18 protein-coding genes are annotated in these 18,009 nt (G+C 64.8%); 14 read left to right on the forward strand and 4 right to left on the reverse strand.

Annotated features, from left to right (window positions below):
- The 7 genes from LB572_RS32205 to LB572_RS32235 all read left to right on the forward strand — a co-directional run.
- A partial coding sequence (locus LB572_RS32205) for an arginase family protein (protein WP_224670624.1) occupies positions 1-571 on the forward strand: 571 nt, incomplete at its 5' end.
- Positions 568-1,362 carry an imidazole glycerol phosphate synthase subunit HisF gene (gene hisF, locus LB572_RS32210; RefSeq protein WP_224670625.1) on the forward strand — a complete coding sequence of 265 codons (795 nt, stop codon included), beginning with the start codon at positions 568-570 and terminating at the stop codon, positions 1,360-1,362. The genes LB572_RS32205 and hisF, both read left to right, overlap by 4 nt.
- 9 nt (positions 1,363-1,371) lie before the next feature.
- A complete protein-coding gene (locus LB572_RS32215) occupies positions 1,372-1,695 on the forward strand; it encodes a phosphoribosyl-ATP diphosphatase (RefSeq protein WP_224670649.1) in 324 nt (107 codons plus the stop codon).
- Positions 1,696-1,732: 37 nt separating this feature from the next.
- Complete coding sequence (gene coaA / locus LB572_RS32220; RefSeq protein WP_224670626.1) at positions 1,733-2,692, forward strand: type I pantothenate kinase; 960 nt, start codon at positions 1,733-1,735, stop codon at positions 2,690-2,692.
- A 176-nt stretch (positions 2,693-2,868) separates the two neighbouring features.
- The gene (locus tag LB572_RS32225; protein WP_224670627.1) at positions 2,869-3,903 is read left to right on the forward strand and encodes a glycosyltransferase family 2 protein; all 1,035 of its coding nucleotides are present in this window, start codon (positions 2,869-2,871) and stop codon (positions 3,901-3,903) included.
- Between the two features lie 80 nt (positions 3,904-3,983).
- Positions 3,984-4,382 (forward strand): GtrA family protein, encoded by a 399-nt coding sequence (locus LB572_RS32230; RefSeq protein ID WP_224670628.1) that lies wholly within the window; start codon positions 3,984-3,986, stop codon positions 4,380-4,382.
- 38 nt (positions 4,383-4,420) lie between these two features.
- Complete coding sequence (locus LB572_RS32235) at positions 4,421-5,974, forward strand: hypothetical protein (protein WP_224670629.1); 1,554 nt, start codon at positions 4,421-4,423, stop codon at positions 5,972-5,974.
- On the opposite strand, the gene LB572_RS32240 is transcribed toward LB572_RS32235, so the two are convergent.
- The 4 genes from LB572_RS32240 to LB572_RS32255 all read right to left on the reverse strand — a co-directional run bounded on the left by LB572_RS32240 (position 5,937) and on the right by LB572_RS32255 (position 9,354).
- Entirely contained in the window at positions 5,937-6,554 is a 618-nt protein-coding gene (locus tag LB572_RS32240; protein ID WP_224670630.1) for an alpha-ketoglutarate-dependent dioxygenase AlkB family protein, read from the reverse strand. The two genes, LB572_RS32235 and LB572_RS32240, sit on opposite strands and share 38 nt — an antisense overlap.
- Positions 6,555-6,667: 113 nt before the next feature.
- Complete coding sequence (gene lysM, locus LB572_RS32245) at positions 6,668-7,144, reverse strand: peptidoglycan-binding protein LysM (protein ID WP_140801603.1); 477 nt, start codon at positions 7,142-7,144, stop codon at positions 6,668-6,670.
- Positions 7,145-7,222: 78 nt separating this feature from the next.
- Complete coding sequence (gene arfB / locus LB572_RS32250; protein ID WP_140801602.1) at positions 7,223-7,660, reverse strand: alternative ribosome rescue aminoacyl-tRNA hydrolase ArfB; 438 nt, start codon at positions 7,658-7,660, stop codon at positions 7,223-7,225.
- 83 nt (positions 7,661-7,743) lie between these two features.
- A complete protein-coding gene (locus LB572_RS32255; protein WP_224670631.1) occupies positions 7,744-9,354 on the reverse strand; it encodes a phosphoenolpyruvate carboxykinase in 1,611 nt (536 codons plus the stop codon).
- Between the two features lie 339 nt (positions 9,355-9,693).
- Here LB572_RS32255 and LB572_RS32260 point away from each other — a divergent pair, with 339 nt between their 5' ends.
- From LB572_RS32260 to LB572_RS32290, 7 genes are all read left to right on the forward strand, one after another.
- Positions 9,694-10,395 carry a response regulator transcription factor gene (locus LB572_RS32260; protein WP_126063331.1) on the forward strand — a complete coding sequence of 234 codons (702 nt, stop codon included), beginning with the start codon at positions 9,694-9,696 and terminating at the stop codon, positions 10,393-10,395.
- A 153-nt stretch (positions 10,396-10,548) separates the two neighbouring features.
- The gene (locus LB572_RS32265; RefSeq protein ID WP_318014096.1) at positions 10,549-12,333 is read left to right on the forward strand and encodes a sensor histidine kinase; all 1,785 of its coding nucleotides are present in this window, start codon (positions 10,549-10,551) and stop codon (positions 12,331-12,333) included.
- A 14-nt stretch (positions 12,334-12,347) separates the two neighbouring features.
- On the forward strand, positions 12,348-12,809 hold the full coding sequence (locus LB572_RS32270) for an HPr kinase/phosphorylase (RefSeq protein WP_224670632.1): 462 nt from the start codon (positions 12,348-12,350) through the stop codon (positions 12,807-12,809).
- A 164-nt stretch (positions 12,810-12,973) separates the two neighbouring features.
- Positions 12,974-13,375 carry a PTS sugar transporter subunit IIA gene (locus LB572_RS32275; protein ID WP_040986851.1) on the forward strand — a complete coding sequence of 134 codons (402 nt, stop codon included), beginning with the start codon at positions 12,974-12,976 and terminating at the stop codon, positions 13,373-13,375.
- Positions 13,372-13,668 (forward strand): HPr family phosphocarrier protein, encoded by a 297-nt coding sequence (locus tag LB572_RS32280; protein ID WP_140801598.1) that lies wholly within the window; start codon positions 13,372-13,374, stop codon positions 13,666-13,668. Before LB572_RS32275 ends, LB572_RS32280 begins: the two co-directional genes overlap by 4 nt.
- 167 nt (positions 13,669-13,835) lie before the next feature.
- The gene (ahcY, locus tag LB572_RS32285) at positions 13,836-15,236 is read left to right on the forward strand and encodes an adenosylhomocysteinase (protein WP_140801597.1); all 1,401 of its coding nucleotides are present in this window, start codon (positions 13,836-13,838) and stop codon (positions 15,234-15,236) included.
- Positions 15,237-15,426: 190 nt separating this feature from the next.
- Entirely contained in the window at positions 15,427-18,006 is a 2,580-nt protein-coding gene (locus LB572_RS32290; RefSeq protein WP_224670633.1) for a sensor histidine kinase, read from the forward strand.
- Positions 18,007-18,009: the final 3 nt, after the last annotated feature.

Raw genomic sequence — 18,009 nt, forward strand, 5'->3', positions numbered from 1 at the left:
CCGCCCCGCGGCGGGCGCGGGGCCCGGCCCCGGCGCGGACGCCATCATCTGGGCCGACCAGCATGGCGACCTCAACACGCCGGAAACCAGCACGACGGGCTTTCTCGACGGCATGGCGCTGGCCACCACGCTCGGCCTGTGCTGGCGAGCGATGGCGGCGCAGATACCGGGCTTCAAGCCGGTCGATCCGTCGCGTTGCGTCCTGGTCAATGCGCGCGACCTCGACGCCGCCGAAAAGGACCTGCTGGAGACGCTGCCGATCATCCGGACCGAATGTCCGGACTGGAAGGCTGCTGCGCAACGGCTGAAGGCCGACGGCGCGAACCAGGTGCATATGCATGTCGATCTCGACGTGCACGACCCGGATAAGCTGCAGGCCAACCGCTACACCACGCCCGGCGGTCCGGCGCCGGAGCAGGTGCGCAGCGCGATGTGCGGCCTCGCCGGGCCGCTTTCGATTGCTGGGCTCACCATCTCGGCCTACGATCCGGCCTTCGACCCCAAGGGCGACGTGCCGCCGCTGGTCGGCGAGCTGGTGGTCGACCTGCTCTCGACCCTGGAAGGCAAGTGATGCTCAAGGCCCGCGTCATTCCGTGCCTCGACGTCAAGAACGGCCGCGTCGTCAAGGGCGTCAATTTCGTCGACCTGATCGATGCCGGCGATCCGGTCGAGGCCGCCAAGGCATATGACGCCGCCGGCGCCGACGAGCTCTGCTTCCTCGACATCACCGCATCGTCCGACAACCGCGAGACGATCTTCGACGTGGTCGCCAGGACGGCCGAGCAATGTTTCATGCCGCTCACCGTCGGCGGCGGCGTGCGCCAGGTGGCCGACATCCGCAAGCTGCTGCTCGCCGGCGCCGACAAGGTGTCGATCAACACGGCGGCGGTGAAGAACCCTGATTTCGTGGCGGAAGCCGCCGACAAGTTCGGCAACCAGTGCATCGTCGTGGCGATCGACGCCAAGAAGGTGTCGGCGCAAGGCGAGACCGACCGCTGGGAAATCTTCACCCATGGCGGGCGCGAGAAGACCGGCATCGACGCCGTCGACTTCGCCAGAAAGATGGTCGAGCGCGGCGCCGGCGAGATCCTTTTGACCTCGATGGACCGCGACGGCACCAAGGCAGGCTATGACATTGCGCTGACACGCGCGATCGCCGACGCCGTGCGCGCGCCGGTGATCGCTTCCGGCGGCGTTGGAACGCTCGATCATCTGGTCGAAGGCATCCGCGACGGCCATGCGGGCGCCGTGCTTGCCGCCTCGATCTTCCATTTCGGCACCTACACGATCGCCGAGGCCAAGGCGCACATGGCCAGTGCCGGCCTGCCGATGCGGCTGGACTCGGCTGCCTATGGGGCATAAATGACTGTTATGGCAGACTTTTCGCTCGCCGACCTGGAAATGATCATCCACCAACGCGCCCATTCCGGCGACGCGGACTCGTGGACGGCGAAACTGTTCGCCAAGGGCATCGACAAGGCGGCGCAGAAGCTCGGCGAGGAGGCCGTGGAAACAGTGATCGCCGCCATCCGCGGCGACAAGCAGGCGCTCGTTTCGGAAAGTGCCGATCTTCTGTATCATTGGCTGGTCGTCCTGGGCATAGCGGGCATTCCGCTTGACGACGTGCTGAAGGAGCTCGAAGGCCGGACCAGCCGCTCGGGCATCGCCGAGAAGGCGTCCCGCCCCCGGGGTTGACGGCCCGTGGCTGACGGCGAGGAGGGCAGGAAACCCCATGGACCAACTTGCTCCGACCGAGAAATATTCCCCCTATCGCTTCTTCTCCGCCGAGCAATGGTCGCAGTTCCGCGCCGACACGCCGCTGACGCTCACCGAGGACGAGATCGACCGGCTGCGCTCGCTCAACGACCCGGTCGACCTCGAAGAGGTCAAGCGCATCTACCTCTCGCTTTCGCGGCTGCTTTCGGCGCATGTCGAGGCGAGCCAGCTGCTGTTTCGGCAACGCCAGGCCTTCTTCAAGGCGCAGGACGTCGTCAAGACACCCTTCATCATCGGCATCGCGGGCTCGGTCGCGGTCGGCAAGTCGACCACGGCGCGCGTGCTGAAGGAGCTTCTGGCGCGCTGGCCGTCGAGCCCGAAGGTCGACCTCATCACCACCGACGGCTTCCTCTTGCCCAACGAGATCCTGCGCCGCGAGAACCTCATGGAGCGCAAGGGCTTCCCCGAGAGCTACGACGTCGGCGCGCTGCTCAGGTTCCTGTCCGGCATCAAGTCGGCGCAAAGCAGCGTCATCGCGCCGGTCTACTCGCACCTGACCTATGACGTCATTCCGGGCGAGTTCGTCACCATCGACCGTCCCGACATATTGATCTTCGAGGGCATCAACGTCCTGCAGCCGGGCAAGCTGCCGAAGGACGGCAAGATCGTGCCGTTCCTGTCCGACTTCTTCGATTTCGCCATCTATATCGACGCCGACGAGAAGCTGATCCATCAATGGTACATCCAGCGTTTCATGCGGCTGCGCGAGACCGCCTTCCGCAATCCGGACTCCTTCTTCCACCGCTATTCGCAGCTGTCGGAAGATGCCGCGCGCGCCATCGCGGAGGGGCTCTGGGCCAACATCAACCTGAAGAACCTGCGCGAGAACATCCTGCCGACCAGGGCACGGGCCGACCTCATCCTGCGCAAGGGCGCCAACCACCTGATCGAGGAAGTGGCGTTAAGGAAATTGTGACCCCCTTAACGACGCCTTAGGCAATCCCAATTAGCGTTGCCAGCCAAACTCTAAAGCGCGCCGCGCTGAAACGGTGCAGACGACGCGCTTCAGATCTTTGCTTTCATGCATGTCGTTTTCCCAAAACCGCTACGCGCTTTGGGCGACATGCACTGGCGGGTGTCGGGAGGCAACCGGTGATCAATGCGGGCAATGCCGCGGGCCTTAAGACCCCGGTCTATTCACTGGTCATTCCGATCTTCAACGAGGAGGCGGTGCTGCCGCTGCTTGTCCGGCGGATCACCGCCTTGCTCGACAAGCTCGACGCCAGCGGCGAGGCGATCTTCGTCGACGACGGCAGCCGGGACACAAGCGTCATCTTCCTGCGCGGCATGGCCGCCTCGGATCCACGCTTCCGGCTGATCGAACTGTCGCGCAATTTCGGCCACCAGATCGCGATCACCGCCGGCATGGACGCGGCTGCCGGCGATGCCGTGGTCGTCATGGATGCGGACTTGCAGGACCCGCCCGAAGTGGTGCTCGACCTCGTCGCCAAATGGAAGGAAGGCTACGAGATCGTCTATGCCCGCCGCACCAAACGCGAGGGGGAAACGCTGTTCAAGCGCGCGAGCGCCAGCCTCTTCTACCGCGCCCTCGAGCAGATGACCTCGGTGACCATCCCGCGCGACGTCGGCGATTTCCGGCTCGTGGGAAGGAAGGCCCTGGACACGTTCAAGCAGATGCCCGAGCGCGACCGCTTCGTGCGCGGCATGTTCGGCTGGATGGGTTTCAAGCAGACGGCGGTGTCGTTCGAACGACCCGAGCGAGCGGCCGGCGAAACCAAATATCCGTTCTGGAAGATGGTGCGGCTGGCGGTGCATGGCGTCATCAGCTTTTCCGACAAGCCTTTGCGGCTGGCGCTGTGGGCGGGTCTGGCCATTTCCGGCTTTGCCGCCCTGCTTGGCGTCTACGCCCTGTTTTCCTGGCTGTTTGCCAGCGGCGTCGTCCATGGCTGGACTTCGACGGTGATGATCATTTCCTTCCTGTCAGGCATCAATCTCTTCATGACCGGCATCGTCGGCCTCTATGTTGGCGGCATCCACGCCGAGGTGAAGCGGCGCCCGCTCTATGTGGTCGATCGCCTGACCGGTTTTGAGGAAGCGATCGCCGCGATGAGAAACGCCGAAGCGTCGAAGGACATGGCCGCGGCGCGCGAACGACGGCTCGGCTGACGTTGCGGCAGGCGCTGAATCCGCGAAAGTGCGTGGCCGCGCGAGCTCCCTCGCTCGGCGACAGCTTCCGATCATGGGCCATGGGTCGTTCGGAGTCGGCGCGGATCCTGCGGTTTGCGGCGATAGGCGGCATATCGACCTTGATCTATGCGGTGGTGACGCTGGCGCTGTCGGACCGGCATGGCTTCGGCATGCCGGCGACGACCGCCTCGATCGCCGGCTATGGCGCCGGCGCCGTGTTCTCCTATTGCGGGCACCGTTTCGTAACGTTCATGTCGGACGGCGCGGTCGGCTTCGAGATCGTCCGCTTTGCCTGCGCCACGGCGATCGGATTCCTGCTCTCGGTCGGGTTGGCGGTGGCGCTCGCCGACATCGCCGGGCTGCCGGCATTGGTGCCGGTGGCAATGGCCTGCGCGCTGGTTCCGGTCCTGAACTTCGTCATCTTGCGCAAATTCGTCTTCACGGCAGCGATGCGATGAACATGGAAACCCGCCCTTCGCTTGCCCAGAGGTCCGCCATGGCCCAGACCCTGGACCGCTCGCCGGCCGACACATCCGGCGCCGGCGTGGCCACGCGGACCCTGGTCCTCTGCCTCCTCGTCCTGGCGGCAGCGGTGCCCTGGCAAATACGATGGGGTGTCATACCCGACACCAGCTGGGCAATCACCATGGCCGAGCGGGTGCTCTCCGGCTCCCGGCTCTATGTCGATCTATTCGAGGTCAACCCGCCATTCACGCCCTGGCTGTTCATGCCGGCCGTGGCCCTGGCACAGGCGCTTGGCCTGTCGCCGGAAGTGGTGATCCATGTTTATGCCTATGCGGTCTGCCTGATCGGTCTCGGCTTCGCCGCGCTGATCGCCAGACAGGCAGGCTTTGCGGAGAACCGCGCGCTGTTGTCCATGCTGCCGCTGTTCCTGGCACTGCTGGTCATCTTTCCTGGCAATGCCTTCAGCGAGCGGGAGCATCTGGGCATTGCGTTGTTCCTGCCGTTGCTGGTGCTGATGGCCTGGCGCGCGGCGCCGGCGAGCGGGGCCAGGCCTGGCATGCTGGTGGCGATGCTTGCCGGGCTAGGTGGCAGCGTCCTGTTGCTGGTGAAGCCCTACTACGCGCTGGTGGTGTTCGCCCCGGCGCTGTACGTGGCCTGGCAGCGCCGGTCGATCCTGCCTTTGCTGGCGATCGAATATTGGGTGATCGGCCTGGTCTGCGTCGCCTATGCCGTTGCCGTGATGCTTCTCTATCCGGAATTCCTGAGCGTCATCTACCCGATCCTGGCCGACACCTATATGCGGATGGGAAACATGCAGGGGTTGCTGATCGCCTATGTACCTATCTATCTAATCGCGCTCCTGATCCTGCGTTTTCTCCGGCCGGGGTTGCCATTCTCGCCGCTGGTGAGCGTTTTCACGCAAGCCTCGCTTGCGGCAGTGGTGCCGTTGATCTACCAGGCCAAGGGCTGGCCTTATCACGCGTTTCCGGCGTTTAGCCTGGTGTTGGCGGCGCTGCTTTTGAGAACGGCGCAAGCCGATCCTTCGTCGCCAGGCAAGGCAATGGAGTTCGGCCGGAAGCTGCTGCTTGCGGCCGTCGTAGCGGCGGCCGCCATCCCGTTCATGAAAACGCAGAAGCCGGACGCCGAGCTTGCCGCCAAGATCGAGGCCGCGGCTCGTCAGCCGACCGTCGCGCTTATCGGTTCCGACATCGCGGCGGGCCATCCGCTCACCCGCATGATCGGTGGAACATGGATTTCGCGCTATTGCAGCGACTGGCTGGGTGAATCGGCGCTGTATCTTTCGGCAGTGGCGACCCGGGACGGCAACAAAGAGGCGGCCTACCACTATCGTGAGATCGCCGACCGCTACATCGACGGCAAGCTTGCCGAGCTTGAGACGAAACGACCGATGATGCTCATCATTCAGAAAAACGACAGTGTCTTGGCCGAGGAGCTGTCTCGCCATCAGGACTATGTCCGTTTCACGCAGGACTACCGGCCGATCGCCGAGGACGAGACCGTGCGGGTGCTGCTTCGCGACGCTCGCGTCAGCCAGGCGCCGTCACCCGCCGCAACGTCAGATTGATGCGGCCGCCATTCTTCAAGAGGGCCGACGTCGCGGAATAGATGCGGTCGACGCCGTGGAAGGCGAGGCGCCCTTCGCCGCCCAGCACGACGACGTCGCCGCTCTTCAGCCTGAATGACTTCGTGCCGCCTTCCCGCGTGCTCTGGCCGACCCGGAACAGGCAGTCGTCGCCCAGCGAGACCGACACCACGGGCGCGGCGAAATCCTGCTCGTCGCGATCCTGATGCAAGCCCATCTTGGCATCCGCCGAATAGAAGTTGACCAGGCATGCCTCGGGCGGATGCGGATAGGCCGAGACCTCGCGCCACAATTGCAGCAAAGCCTCGGGGATAGGCGGCCAGGTTTCGCCCGTCACCGGATGCATGGGCTGGTAGCGATAGCCGCGATTCTTGTCGGTCACCCAGCCAAGCGCGCCGCAATTGGTCATGCGCACGCTCATCTCCTTGCCGGTGCGCGGCATCGCCGGCACGTAGAGGGGCGCCGCCTGCACGACGCGCCTGATCTCCTCGACCAGCGCCTCCTGGGCGGGGCGCGCGAGGTAGCCCGGCATATGGCGGACGCCTTTCGGCAAAACGAGCATGGTCGATCCCGGTTGGCTTATCGATGCAGTCGACTGGCCCAAGCATGCCACCGGCAAAAGAAAACGGCGACCCGAAAGCCGCCGTTTGCGCCAATCCCTGCGATGTGCCGGCGTCAGGCCTGGTCGATATCGGGTATGCGCAGCACCTGGCCGGGATAGATCTTGTCGGGATGCGTCAGCATCGGCTTGTTGGCCTCGAAGATGATGTTGTTCTTCGCGCCCTTCCCCTTGCCATAAGATTTTTCGGCGATCTTCCAGAGATTGTCGCCCTTCTGGACGGTGTAGAGCGTCGGTTCCTTGGCCGGCGCCGCCGTGCCGGCCTCAGGCGCGACCTTCAGCTCGTCCGCCTGCACCTTGGACACGCCGAGCGTGTTGCCCACCGCGATCACCGCCTTCTCGAAGACCGACTGATCCTTGACCGTGCCCTTCAAAACCGCGGTGTCGCCTTGAATGGCAACCTGGACGCCGTCCGTGCCCAGCTTGTGCGAATCGAGCTCCTTCTTCAACGTATCCGCGTTTGGCGATGCCTCGTCGTCGCCGCCGATGCCGAGCTTCTTGCCGACGCCTTTGACGAAATCGAAAATACCCATGGCTGGTCTCCTCGCTGTTGCAGCAATCTGAGCTTGCCATCTGCAACCCAGAATTGGAAGCAGCCGATTCAACCGTGCTTAATCGTTATCGACGCGGCCGCGCAGCTTTTTCACCGTCGACCGGCCTGCCTTGCTCTTCAGGCGCCGCTCCACGGCACCCTTGGACGGCCTGGTCTTCTTGCGCGGCGGCGGCGGCGGCTCGGCCGCCTTGGCGACCAGGGCCGTCAGCCGCGCCCGCGCATCGGCGCGGTTCTGCTCCTGGGTGCGGAAGCGGCCTGCCTCGATGACGATGACGCCGTCCTTGGTGGCGCGCTGGCCGGCAAGCTTGATCGCGCGGGCGCGGACCCGCTCCGACAGGCCGGAAGCGTTCGCCGCGTCGAAGCGCAACTGCACTGCGGTGGCCACCTTGTTGACGTTCTGACCGCCCGGGCCGGACGAGCGGATGAAATCCTCATGCAGGTCGCCCGCACGAATGACCGCTTCGCCTGATATGATGATGTCGTCGTCGCTCGCCATGCATGCACTCATGACGCGGCGGCCGCAAAAAGAAAAGCCCGGCGTGAGCCGGGCCCTGGAGGTGAAGACGCTGGCGGCAGCGATTATTCAGCCGCTTCCTGCAGCCGTGGCGCGGCGCCGAGGATGGTGGCGTCGACGTGGCGTTCGAACTTCTCGAAATTGGTCGCGAACATGTTGACCAGCTTCGCGGCCTGGCGGTCGTAACCAGCCTTGTCCGCCCAGGTCGAGCGCGGGTCGAGGATGGCGCTCTCGACACCCGGAACCGCCACCGGCACTTCAAAGCCGAAATTGGCGTCGGTGCGGAACTCGGCCGACTTCAGCGAGCCGTCGAGCGCGGCGCCCAGCAAGGCGCGCGTCACCTTGATCGGCATGCGGCGGCCGGTGCCATAGGCGCCGCCGGTCCAGCCGGTGTTGACCAGCCAGCAGTCGACGCCATGGCTGGCGATCAGCTCGCGCAGCAGATTGCCGTATTCGGACGGATGGCGCGGCATGAACGGGGCGCCGAAGCAGGTCGAGAACGTCGCCTCCGGCTCGGTGACGCCCTTTTCCGTGCCGGCAACCTTGGCGGTGTAGCCCGACAGGAAGTGGTACATCGCCTGCGCCGGCGTCAACCTGGCGATCGGCGGCATGACGCCGAAGGCGTCGGCGGTCAGCATGATGATGTTCTTCGGATGGCTGGCGCGGCCGCTCTTCGAGGCGTTGGGGATGAAGTCCAGCGGATAGGCGCAGCGCGTGTTTTCGGTGAGGCTGCCATCGTTGAAATCCGGAACCCGGCCGGCGTCGAGCACCACGTTCTCCAGCACCGTACCGAAGCGCTGCGTGGTGGCGAAGATCTCCGGCTCGGCCTCGGCCGACAGCCTGATCGTCTTGGCGTAGCAGCCGCCCTCGAAATTGAAGATGCCGTGCGGGCCCCAGCCATGCTCGTCGTCGCCGATCAGCGTGCGCGACGGATCCGCGGAAAGCGTCGTCTTGCCGGTGCCGGACAGGCCGAAGAAGACGGCCGCGTCGCCGTCAGGACCTTCATTGGCAGAGCAGTGCATCGGCATGACGCCCTTTGCCGGCAGCAGGTAGTTCAGCATGGTGAACACCGACTTCTTCATCTCGCCGGCATAGGAGGTGCCGCCGATGAGCACGATCTTGCGGGTGAGGTCGACCGCGATCACCGTTTCGGTGCGGGTGCCGTGACGCGCCGGATCGGCGCGGAAGGAGGGCAGGTCGATAATCGTCATCCGCGGCACGAAACGCTCGAGCTCGGCGGCTTCGGGGCGAATCAAAAGATTGCGGATGAACAGCGAATGCCAGGCGAATTCGGTGATGACCCGGGTCGGCAGCTTCAATTCGGCGTCGGCGCCGCCGACGAGGTCCTGGACGTACAGGTCCTTGTCGGTCGCATGGGCGCGGAAATCCGCATAAAGCGCCTCGAACTGCGCCGGCGAGATCGCCTTGTTGTTGTCCCACCAGACATGCGGGCCGGTGCTGTCGTCGCGCACGACGAATTTGTCCTTCGGCGAACGCCCGGTGTGCTGGCCGGTCTCGGCAACCAGCGCGCCCTGCGCGGTCAACCTCGCCTCGCCGCGCCGGATCGCTTCCTCATAGAGTTCGGCCGCGCCGAAATTATAGCGCACCATGCCCGCGGTCTTCAGGCCGATCGTGTCGATGGCGCAGTCGGGGTTGCGTTTGCCGGCTTCCGACATCAAATTTCCTCTCTGGATTTGGCCGCACGTGACGGGTGGTTTCCCGGAGCCCGCGCTGGGGCCGCCAAGTTCAGAACCAGAAAAGCCGAATGATATCAAATCATTAATCGATTTAAAAAATTTGAAAGTTGTTTAAATCGTTTATATGTGCAAAAAATCACAGAGGTTGCCCAAGGATTGGCAGGCTTCAGTCGTCAATCCCAATATGGGTGCGATGGTGTGTAGCGGCAGGCCGCCCGTGACTTCGGACAGGGCCCGTGCCACATTTTGTACCCAATTTGTCCTGCAAAAGCCCCTTCTCGACGACAGAAGGGACAGCTCATGAGGGAGCCGCTTGAAATGGCAACAATCGCGCTTGTCGACGACGACCGCAACATTCTGACCTCGGTGTCGATCGCGCTCGAGTCCGAGGGCTATCGGGTTGAAACCTACACCGACGGCGCGTCGGCGCTGGAAGGCCTGGCGGCGCGGCCGCCGAACCTCGCTATCCTCGACATCAAGATGCCGCGCATGGACGGCATGGAGCTGTTGCGCCGCATGCGCCAGAAGTCGGACCTGCCGGTCATCTTCCTGACGTCTAAGGACGACGAGATCGACGAGTTGTTCGGCCTCAAGATGGGCGCCGACGACTTCATCCGCAAACCGTTCTCGCAACGCCTGCTTGTCGAGCGCGTGCGCGCGGTGCTGCGCCGCACCAGCGCCCGCGAGGCGGCGGCCAAGGCGCCCACCCAGCAGGCCCGCTCGCTCGAACGCGGCCAACTGGTGATGGACCAGGAGCGGCACACCTGCACCTGGAAGGGCGAGCCGGTGACGCTGACGGTGACCGAGTTCCTCATCCTGCATTCGCTGGCGCAACGCCCCGGCGTGGTAAAAAGCCGTGATGCGCTGATGGATTCGGCCTATGATGAACAGGTGTATGTCGACGACCGCACCATCGACAGCCACATCAAGCGGCTGCGCAAGAAGTTCAAGGCCGTCGACGACGACTTCGAGATGATCGAAACCCTTTACGGAGTCGGATACCGGTTCCGCGAGGCATGAGATAGGCAGTAGTGAGTAGGCAGTAGGGAATAGTCGGTAGTCAGTTTTGAATGTGCTAGCGGCCACTCATGCCAGCCTCGGTCTCAGCCAATCATTTCTCTATTCCCTACTGCCTACTGCCTACTCACTAATTTAACCAGGGCCTGCTATTCGATGGCAGTGGAAGTAGAGCGAGGCAGACGGGCGGGCGCGGCAAGGCGCCCATCGCGGATCGTGCCCGCCTTCGTGTCGAAATTCACGGTGCCGATGCGCCGGTTCCTCGGCCATCACATCTTCTCCAGCCTGACGCGGCGCATCCTGTTCCTGAACCTGGCCGGCCTTGCCGTGCTGGTCACCGGCATCCTTTATCTCAACACTTTCCGCGACGGGCTGATCGACGCGCGCGTCGAAAGCCTGATGACGCAGGGCGAGATCATCGCCGGCGCGATCGCGGCTTCGGCGACCGTCGAGACCGATTCGATCAGCATCGACCCGGAAAAGCTGCTGGAGTTGCAGGCCGGCGAGAGCCTTGGACCGGGTTCGGACCAGCTCGACAATCTCGACTTCCCGATCAATCCGGAACGCGTCGCGCCGGTGCTCAGGCGTCTGATCTCGCCGACGCGCACACGCGCCCGCATCTATGACCGCGACGCCAACCTGCTGCTCGATTCGCGGCATCTCTACTCGCGCGGCCAGATCCTGCGCTACGATCTGCCGCCGGTCGAGGACGAGCAGCCGGACCTCTTGGAACGGGTCGAGAAATTCATCTTCGACTTCTTCCGCAACAAGGACCTGCCGGTCTATCACGAGCAGCCCGGCGGCAATGGCGCGGCCTTTCCGGAAGTGGTCAAGGCGCTGACCGGCAGCCCCTCGACCATCGTGCGGGTGAGCGAGCAGGGCGAGCAGATCGTCTCCGTCGCGGTGCCGATCCAGCGTTTTCGCGCCGTGCTCGGCGTGCTGATGCTGTCCACCGAAGGCGGCGACATCGACAAGATCGTCGCGGCCGAGCGCAAGGCGATCCTGCGCGTATTCGGGGTGGCGGCCCTCGTCACCGCGATCCTGTCGATGCTTCTGGCGTCCACCATCGCCAACCCGCTGCGGCGGCTCTCCGCCGCCGCGGTCCGGGTGCGGCGCGGCGTCAAGAACCGCGAGGAAATCCCGGATTTCTCCGACCGGCAGGACGAGATCGGCAATTTGTCCATTGCCGTGCGCGACATGACGAATGCGCTGTACGCAAGAATCGAGGCGATCGAGAGCTTCGCGGCGGACGTCTCGCACGAGTTGAAGAACCCGCTGACGTCGCTGCGCAGCGCGGTCGAGACGCTGCCCTTGGCGAAAAACGATACGTCGCGCGCGCGTCTGATGGAGATCATCCAGCACGATGTGAGGCGGCTCGACCGCCTGATCACCGACATCTCCGACGCATCGCGGCTCGACGCCGAGCTCGCGCGCGAGGATGCGGCGACCGTCGACCTGAAGAAGTTCGTCACCGACCTCGTCGCGGTCTCGCGCGAGACGACGCGCAACAAGAAGGCGGTCGAGATCGAGCTCAAGGTCGCCAAGCTGCCGGCCGGCGCCAAGGGTTATGTCGTTGCCGGCCATGACCTCAGGATCGGCCAGGTCATCACCAACCTGATCGAGAACGCGCGCTCCTTCGTGCCCGACCAGCATGGCCATATAGCGATCTCATTGGCCCGCGCGGGCAAGTTCAACATCATCACCGTCGACGATAACGGCCCGGGTATCCGGGCCGAGAAGATCGACCGCATCTTCGAGCGCTTCTACACCGACCGGCCGGCCGGCGAGGCGTTCGGCCAGAACTCCGGCCTCGGGCTGTCGATCAGCCGCCAGATCGTCGAGGCGCATGGCGGCACGCTGACGGCCGAGAACATCCCCGGCACCAAGCCCGGCGAGATCAAGGGCGCGCGCTTCGTGGTGACGCTGCCCGCGGAAGGCTGATCGCCGGACCGACCATGCCAGACGCCGCCGTGAAGCTCCGCAACATCCATGGGACGGCCATCCTGATCGGCGAGTGCGGCGTGCTGATCACCGGGCCGTCGAGCGCCGGCAAGACGACGCTGGCGCTGGCGCTCCTCGATCATTGCCGAACCCGCGGGATGTTTTCCCGACTGGTCGGGGACGACCAGTTGTTTTCGGACGCGCGTGGCGGCCGGCTGCTGTGCCGCGCGCCGGCAAGCATCGCCGGCCTCGCCGAGGTGCATGGCATCGGACCGCGACCGCTGGCTTTCGAGCCGGCCGCCGTGATCGACCTCGTGGTGCGGCTTGTCGAACCGGCCGACATGGCGCGTCTGCAGGACGAGACCACAGAGACGATCGACGGATGCCGGCTGCCCCGCATCGACGTCGCCAGGCAGAATGTCGCGGCCGCGCTGCCCATGCTGATGGCGCGATTGTCGATCCAGCCTTTTTCGTGATCCGGCCCGGGTTTTTTGCTGCGATGCGTCAAAATGGCCCGAGCTGCCGCAATTTTGGGCTTGTCAACCGGCCGTGCGTCGACAAGATAGCGCTCCCGCCGCCTGGAATGGCTGGCGAACATAAGATACGCCTGTGAAGCGGCGATGACGGGAGCCACCAGAGAATGATCGGACTCGTGCTCGTGACGCACGGTCAACTCGCCACCGAGTTCCGGCATGCAGTCGAGCATGTCGTCGGGCCGCAAGACAATTTCGAAACCGTGGCGATCGGCGCAGACGACGACATGGAGCAGCGCCGGGCCGACATTGTCGACGCCGTGGCGCGCGTCGACACCGGCGCCGGCGTCATCGTGCTCACCGACATGTTCGGCGGCACGCCCTCCAACCTCGCCATCTCGGTGATGGAATCCGGCCGCACCGAGGTCATCGCCGGCATGAACCTGCCGATGCTGATCAAGCTCTCGTCGATCCGCAAGGGCGACAACATGACCGCCGCGCTCGACGAGGCGCAGGCGGCGGGCCGCAAATACATCAACGTCGCCAGCCAGCTCCTGAGCAGCAAATGAACGCACCGGCATCGGCGACGAATGAGGTGGTGCGGGAATTCCCGATCATCAATCAGCGCGGCCTGCATGCCCGCGCCTCGGCCAAGTTCGTCCAGGTCGCCAGCGGCTTCGACGCCACCATCCATGTCGAGAAGGACGGCGTGAAGGTCGGCGGCACCTCGATCATGGGCCTGATGATGCTGGCGGCGAGCCCGGGCTATTCGATCCGTGTCATCGCCAGCGGTCCGGAAGCCGTGCCGGCCATGGACGCGCTGGAGCAGCTGGTCGCCTCGCGTTTCGGCGAGGAAATCTAGTCCCCGGCTTCACATCTTCGCGCTTCCAAGACATGCGCGCATAAAGATTTCTTTATGTCCCATTGTCGTGCGGCGGCCGATCTGCTAGTCAGGCCGGCAATCGCGCCCTCTCATGCGCCTCCCGGCGTCGGCGCGCCTTTGAGAAAAAATCACACCGGAGCACTGCCATGACGGGTAGCAAGGACTATGTGGTCGCCGACATCTCGCTTGCCGGCTGGGGCCGCAAGGAGATCGAGATCGCCGAAACCGAAATGCCGGGCCTGATGGCCTGCCGCGAGGAGTTCGGCGCCAAGCAGCCGCTCAAGGGCGCGCGCATCACCGGCTCGCTGCATATGACGATCCAGACGGCAGTGCTGATCGAAACGCTGAAGGTGCTGGGCGCCGACATCCGCTGGGCCTCCTGCAACATCTTCTCGACGCAGGACCACGCGGCCGCGGCGATCGCCGAGGCCGGCATCCCGGTGTTCGCCATCAAGGGCGAGACGCTCGAGGACTACTGGACCTACACCGACCGCATCTTCCAGTGGACCGACGGCGGCACCTCCAACATGATCCTGGACGATGGCGGCGACGCCACCATGTACATCCTGCTCGGCGCCCGCGCCGAGGCCGGCGAGGACGTGCTGTCCAATCCCGGCAGCGAGGAGGAAGAGATCCTGTTCGCCCAGATCAAGAAGCGCCTGAAGGCCTCGCCCGGCTTCTTCACCAAGCAGCGCGAAGCGATCCGCGGCGTGACCGAGGAGACCACCACCGGCGTCAACCGCCTCTACCAGCTGCAGAAGAAGGGCCTGCTGCCTTTCCCGGCGATCAACGTCAACGATTCCGTCACCAAGTCGAAATTCGACAACAAGTACGGCTGCAAGGAATCGCTGGTCGACGGCATCCGCCGCGGCACCGACACGATGATGGCCGGCAAGGTCGCGGTGGTCTGCGGCTATGGCGACGTCGGCAAGGGCTCGTCGGCTTCGCTGCGCGGCGCCGGCGCCCGCGTCAAGGTCACCGAGGTCGACCCGATCTGCGCGCTGCAGGCGGCGATGGATGGCTATGAGGTGGTGACGCTGGAAGACGCCGCCCCCAACGCCGACATCGTCATCACCACAACCGGCAACAAGGACGTCGTCACGCTCGACCACATGCGGTCGATGAAGGACATGGTGATCGTCGGCAATATCGGCCACTTCGACAACGAGATCCAGGTGGCCTCGCTGCGCAACCTGAAATGGACCAACGTCAAGCCGCAGGTCGACCTGATCACCTTCCCGGACGGCAAGCGGATGATCCTCCTGTCGGAGGGCCGCCTGCTCAACCTCGGCAACGCCACCGGGCATCCGAGCTTCGTCATGTCGGCCTCGTTCACCAACCAGGTGCTGGCGCAGATCGAGCTTTTCACCAAGCACGGCCAGTATCAGAACCAGGTCTATGTGCTGCCCAAGCACCTCGACGAGAAGGTGGCGCGGCTGCATCTCGACAAGCTCGGCGCCAAGCTCACGGAGCTGTCCGGCGAACAGGCCGCCTATATCGGTGTGACGACGCAGGGTCCGTACAAGCCGGAACACTACCGCTATTAACCAAAGTGAAATTATCTACCAGATATTGAAGCCGGGTGGTTGACTTTCCGCCCGGCTTTATTTTTTGCGCCAATGATTCTTCACGCCGATTCCGGCAAGCGTTATTGTTGTGATTCGCGGTCCGGGGACATGTTGGGCCGGGGACGCATTCAGGGCGGTCTTGCATTCAAGCGGCGAAGAGGACCAAGACATGCCGGGGGATTACCCGCCACGCGCGGGAAAGGCCGTTTCCGGCGGCCATGAGGATTCGAACGAGGCCGGCCCCGCCGTGAGCGGCGGCGGTTTGCGTGCCGGCTTGCGGCTGGCCTCGCTTCTTGCCACCTCGGCGCTTGCCGGCCCGCTGCTGGCGTTTGCCGCCCACGCCGAGACGGGCATCCCGGGAAAGGCCGCACCGCCCGTCAGCACCGTCGAGGTCATGCAGCTCGCCATGTTCGTCGGCGTCATGGGCGCCGCGCTCGTCTCGGCCATCTTCCTGATCCGCGAGCGCACCCGCACCGCCTCGCAGAATGTCCAGCTCAGGGCCCGCATCGCCGACGTCAACGCTGCGCTGCAGCGTTCCGAGGCGCTGCTCAACCTGCGCGACCAACGCCTGGTGGTCTGGACCACGGACAACAAGAAGCCCGAGCTCATCGGCAGCCTGCCGCTGGAAAGCGGCGCGCCCGACGACAGGTCCGCCTTCCTCGCCTTCGGCCGCTGGCTGATGCCGCGCTCGGCGGCGGCGCTGGAGCACGCGGTTGCCGCGCTGCGCGAACAGGCGAAGGCCTTCGACCTGGTCATCGAAACGCAGGCCGGCGTGCCGCTGGAAGTGCATGGCCGCAAGAGCGCGGCGCATGTCTTGGTGCGCTTCGTGTCGCTGTCGGAGACGCTGCGCAGCCAGGCCAGGCTGAAGATCGAGAACCAGCGGCTCAGCACCGACTACGACACCCTGGTCGGTCTGCTCGACGTGTTGAAGATGCCGACGTGGCTGCGCGCCGCGGACGGTCGATTGCAATGGGTCAACCGCGCCTATGCAGAGGCGGTAGAGGCGGAAAGCGCGGCCGCCGCCGTGCGCGACGCGAAGGAATTCCTTGGCGGCCAGGCGCGCGAGCAGATCGCCGAGCAGCATAAGTCGCGCCCGGTGTTCGAACAGACGCTTTCCACCGTGATCGAAGGCGATCGCCGCATGTTCGCGGTCACCGATTTCGCCGGCGCCGACGGTTCGGCGGGGCTTGCCTGCGACACCAGCGCCGCCGAGGCGATCCGCGCCGAATATGAACGTACCGTGCGCAGCCATGCCGACACGCTCGACCAATTGAACACCGCCGTGGCGATCTTCGACACCGAGGAAAAGCTGCGCTTCTTCAATCAGGCCTTCCAGAAGCTGTGGGGGCTCGACTCGGGCTTCCTGCTCAGCGCCCCCTCCAACACGCTGCTGCTCGACAGGCTGCGCTCGGAAGGCAGGATCGCCGAGCAGCCGGAATGGCGGCGCTGGAAGGAAACCCTGCTCAGCGCCTATCGCGCCGTCGAACCGCAGGAACACTGGTGGCACCTGCCGGACGGCAAGACGATACGCGTGGTGGCGAACCCACAGCCGAAGGGCGGCGTCACCTGGGTGTTCGAGAACCTGACCGAGAAGATGGACCTCGAAAGCCGCTACCAGACCGCCGTGCGGGTGCAGGGCGAGACGCTGGACAATCTGGCGGAGGGGGTGGCCGTGTTCGGTCCGGACGGGCGGCTGCGCCTGTCCAATCCCGCCTTCGTCGCGCTGTGGGGGCTGGCGGTCGAAGCGGTCAAGACGAACGTCCATGTTTCGGCGATCCGCGACCTGTGCAACCAGCGTGCCGCGAACAGCCCGTGGGGCGGCTTCGTCGCCGCAGTCACCGGCTTCGACGACGAGCGCCGCGACCGCCGCGGCCAGGTCGAGCTCGTCGACGGCACGGTGCTGAGCTACGCGGTGATCCACCTGCCCAACGGCCAGGTGATGATCACCTTCGTCGACGTCACCGACACCGTCAATGTCGAACGGGCGTTGAAGGACAGGAACGAGGCGCTGGAGAAATCCGACCAGCTGAAGAACGAATTCGTGCAGCACGTGTCCTATGAACTGCGCTCGCCGCTGACCAACATCATCGGCTTCACCGAGCTTCTGTCGCTGCCCGCGACCGGGCCGCTGACGCCGAAGCAGCGCGAATATGTCGAGCATGTCGGCTCGTCGTCATCGGTGCTGCTCACCATCGTCAACGATATCCTCGACCTGGCGACCGTCGATGCCGGCATCATGCAGCTCGACATCTCCGAGATGAACATCGACCGGACCATCGCGGCGGCCGCCGAACTGGTCGCCGACCGGCTGGACGAGCACCGGATCAAGCTCGAGATCGATGCGGCGGAGGCGCCGGCGAGCTTCCACGGCGACGAGACCCGCATCCGCCAGATCCTCTACAACCTGCTCAGCAACGCCGCGAACTATGCGCCGGAGGCAAGCACGATCCGGCTTACCTGCCGCCGGCTGGCCGACAGCGTCGAATTCTCGGTGCATGACGACGGTCCCGGCATGCCGCCGGACGTGCTGGACTCAGTCTTCCGCCGCTTCGAGCCGCGCGCCAATGGCGGGCGGCGGCGCGGCGCGGGGCTCGGGCTCTCGATCGTCAAGAGCTTCGTCGAACTGCATGGCGGAACCGTGCGCATCGAGACCGGCCAGGACAAAGGCACCACGGTGATCTGCACCTTCCCGGACAAGCCTTCGGGTATTCCGGATACGCCGGCGGGCATCCGCGACGCGGCCGAGTAGCGC

This window comes from Mesorhizobium sp. BH1-1-5 (genome assembly GCF_020165615.1).
Taxonomy (GTDB): Bacteria; Pseudomonadota; Alphaproteobacteria; order Rhizobiales; family Rhizobiaceae; genus Mesorhizobium.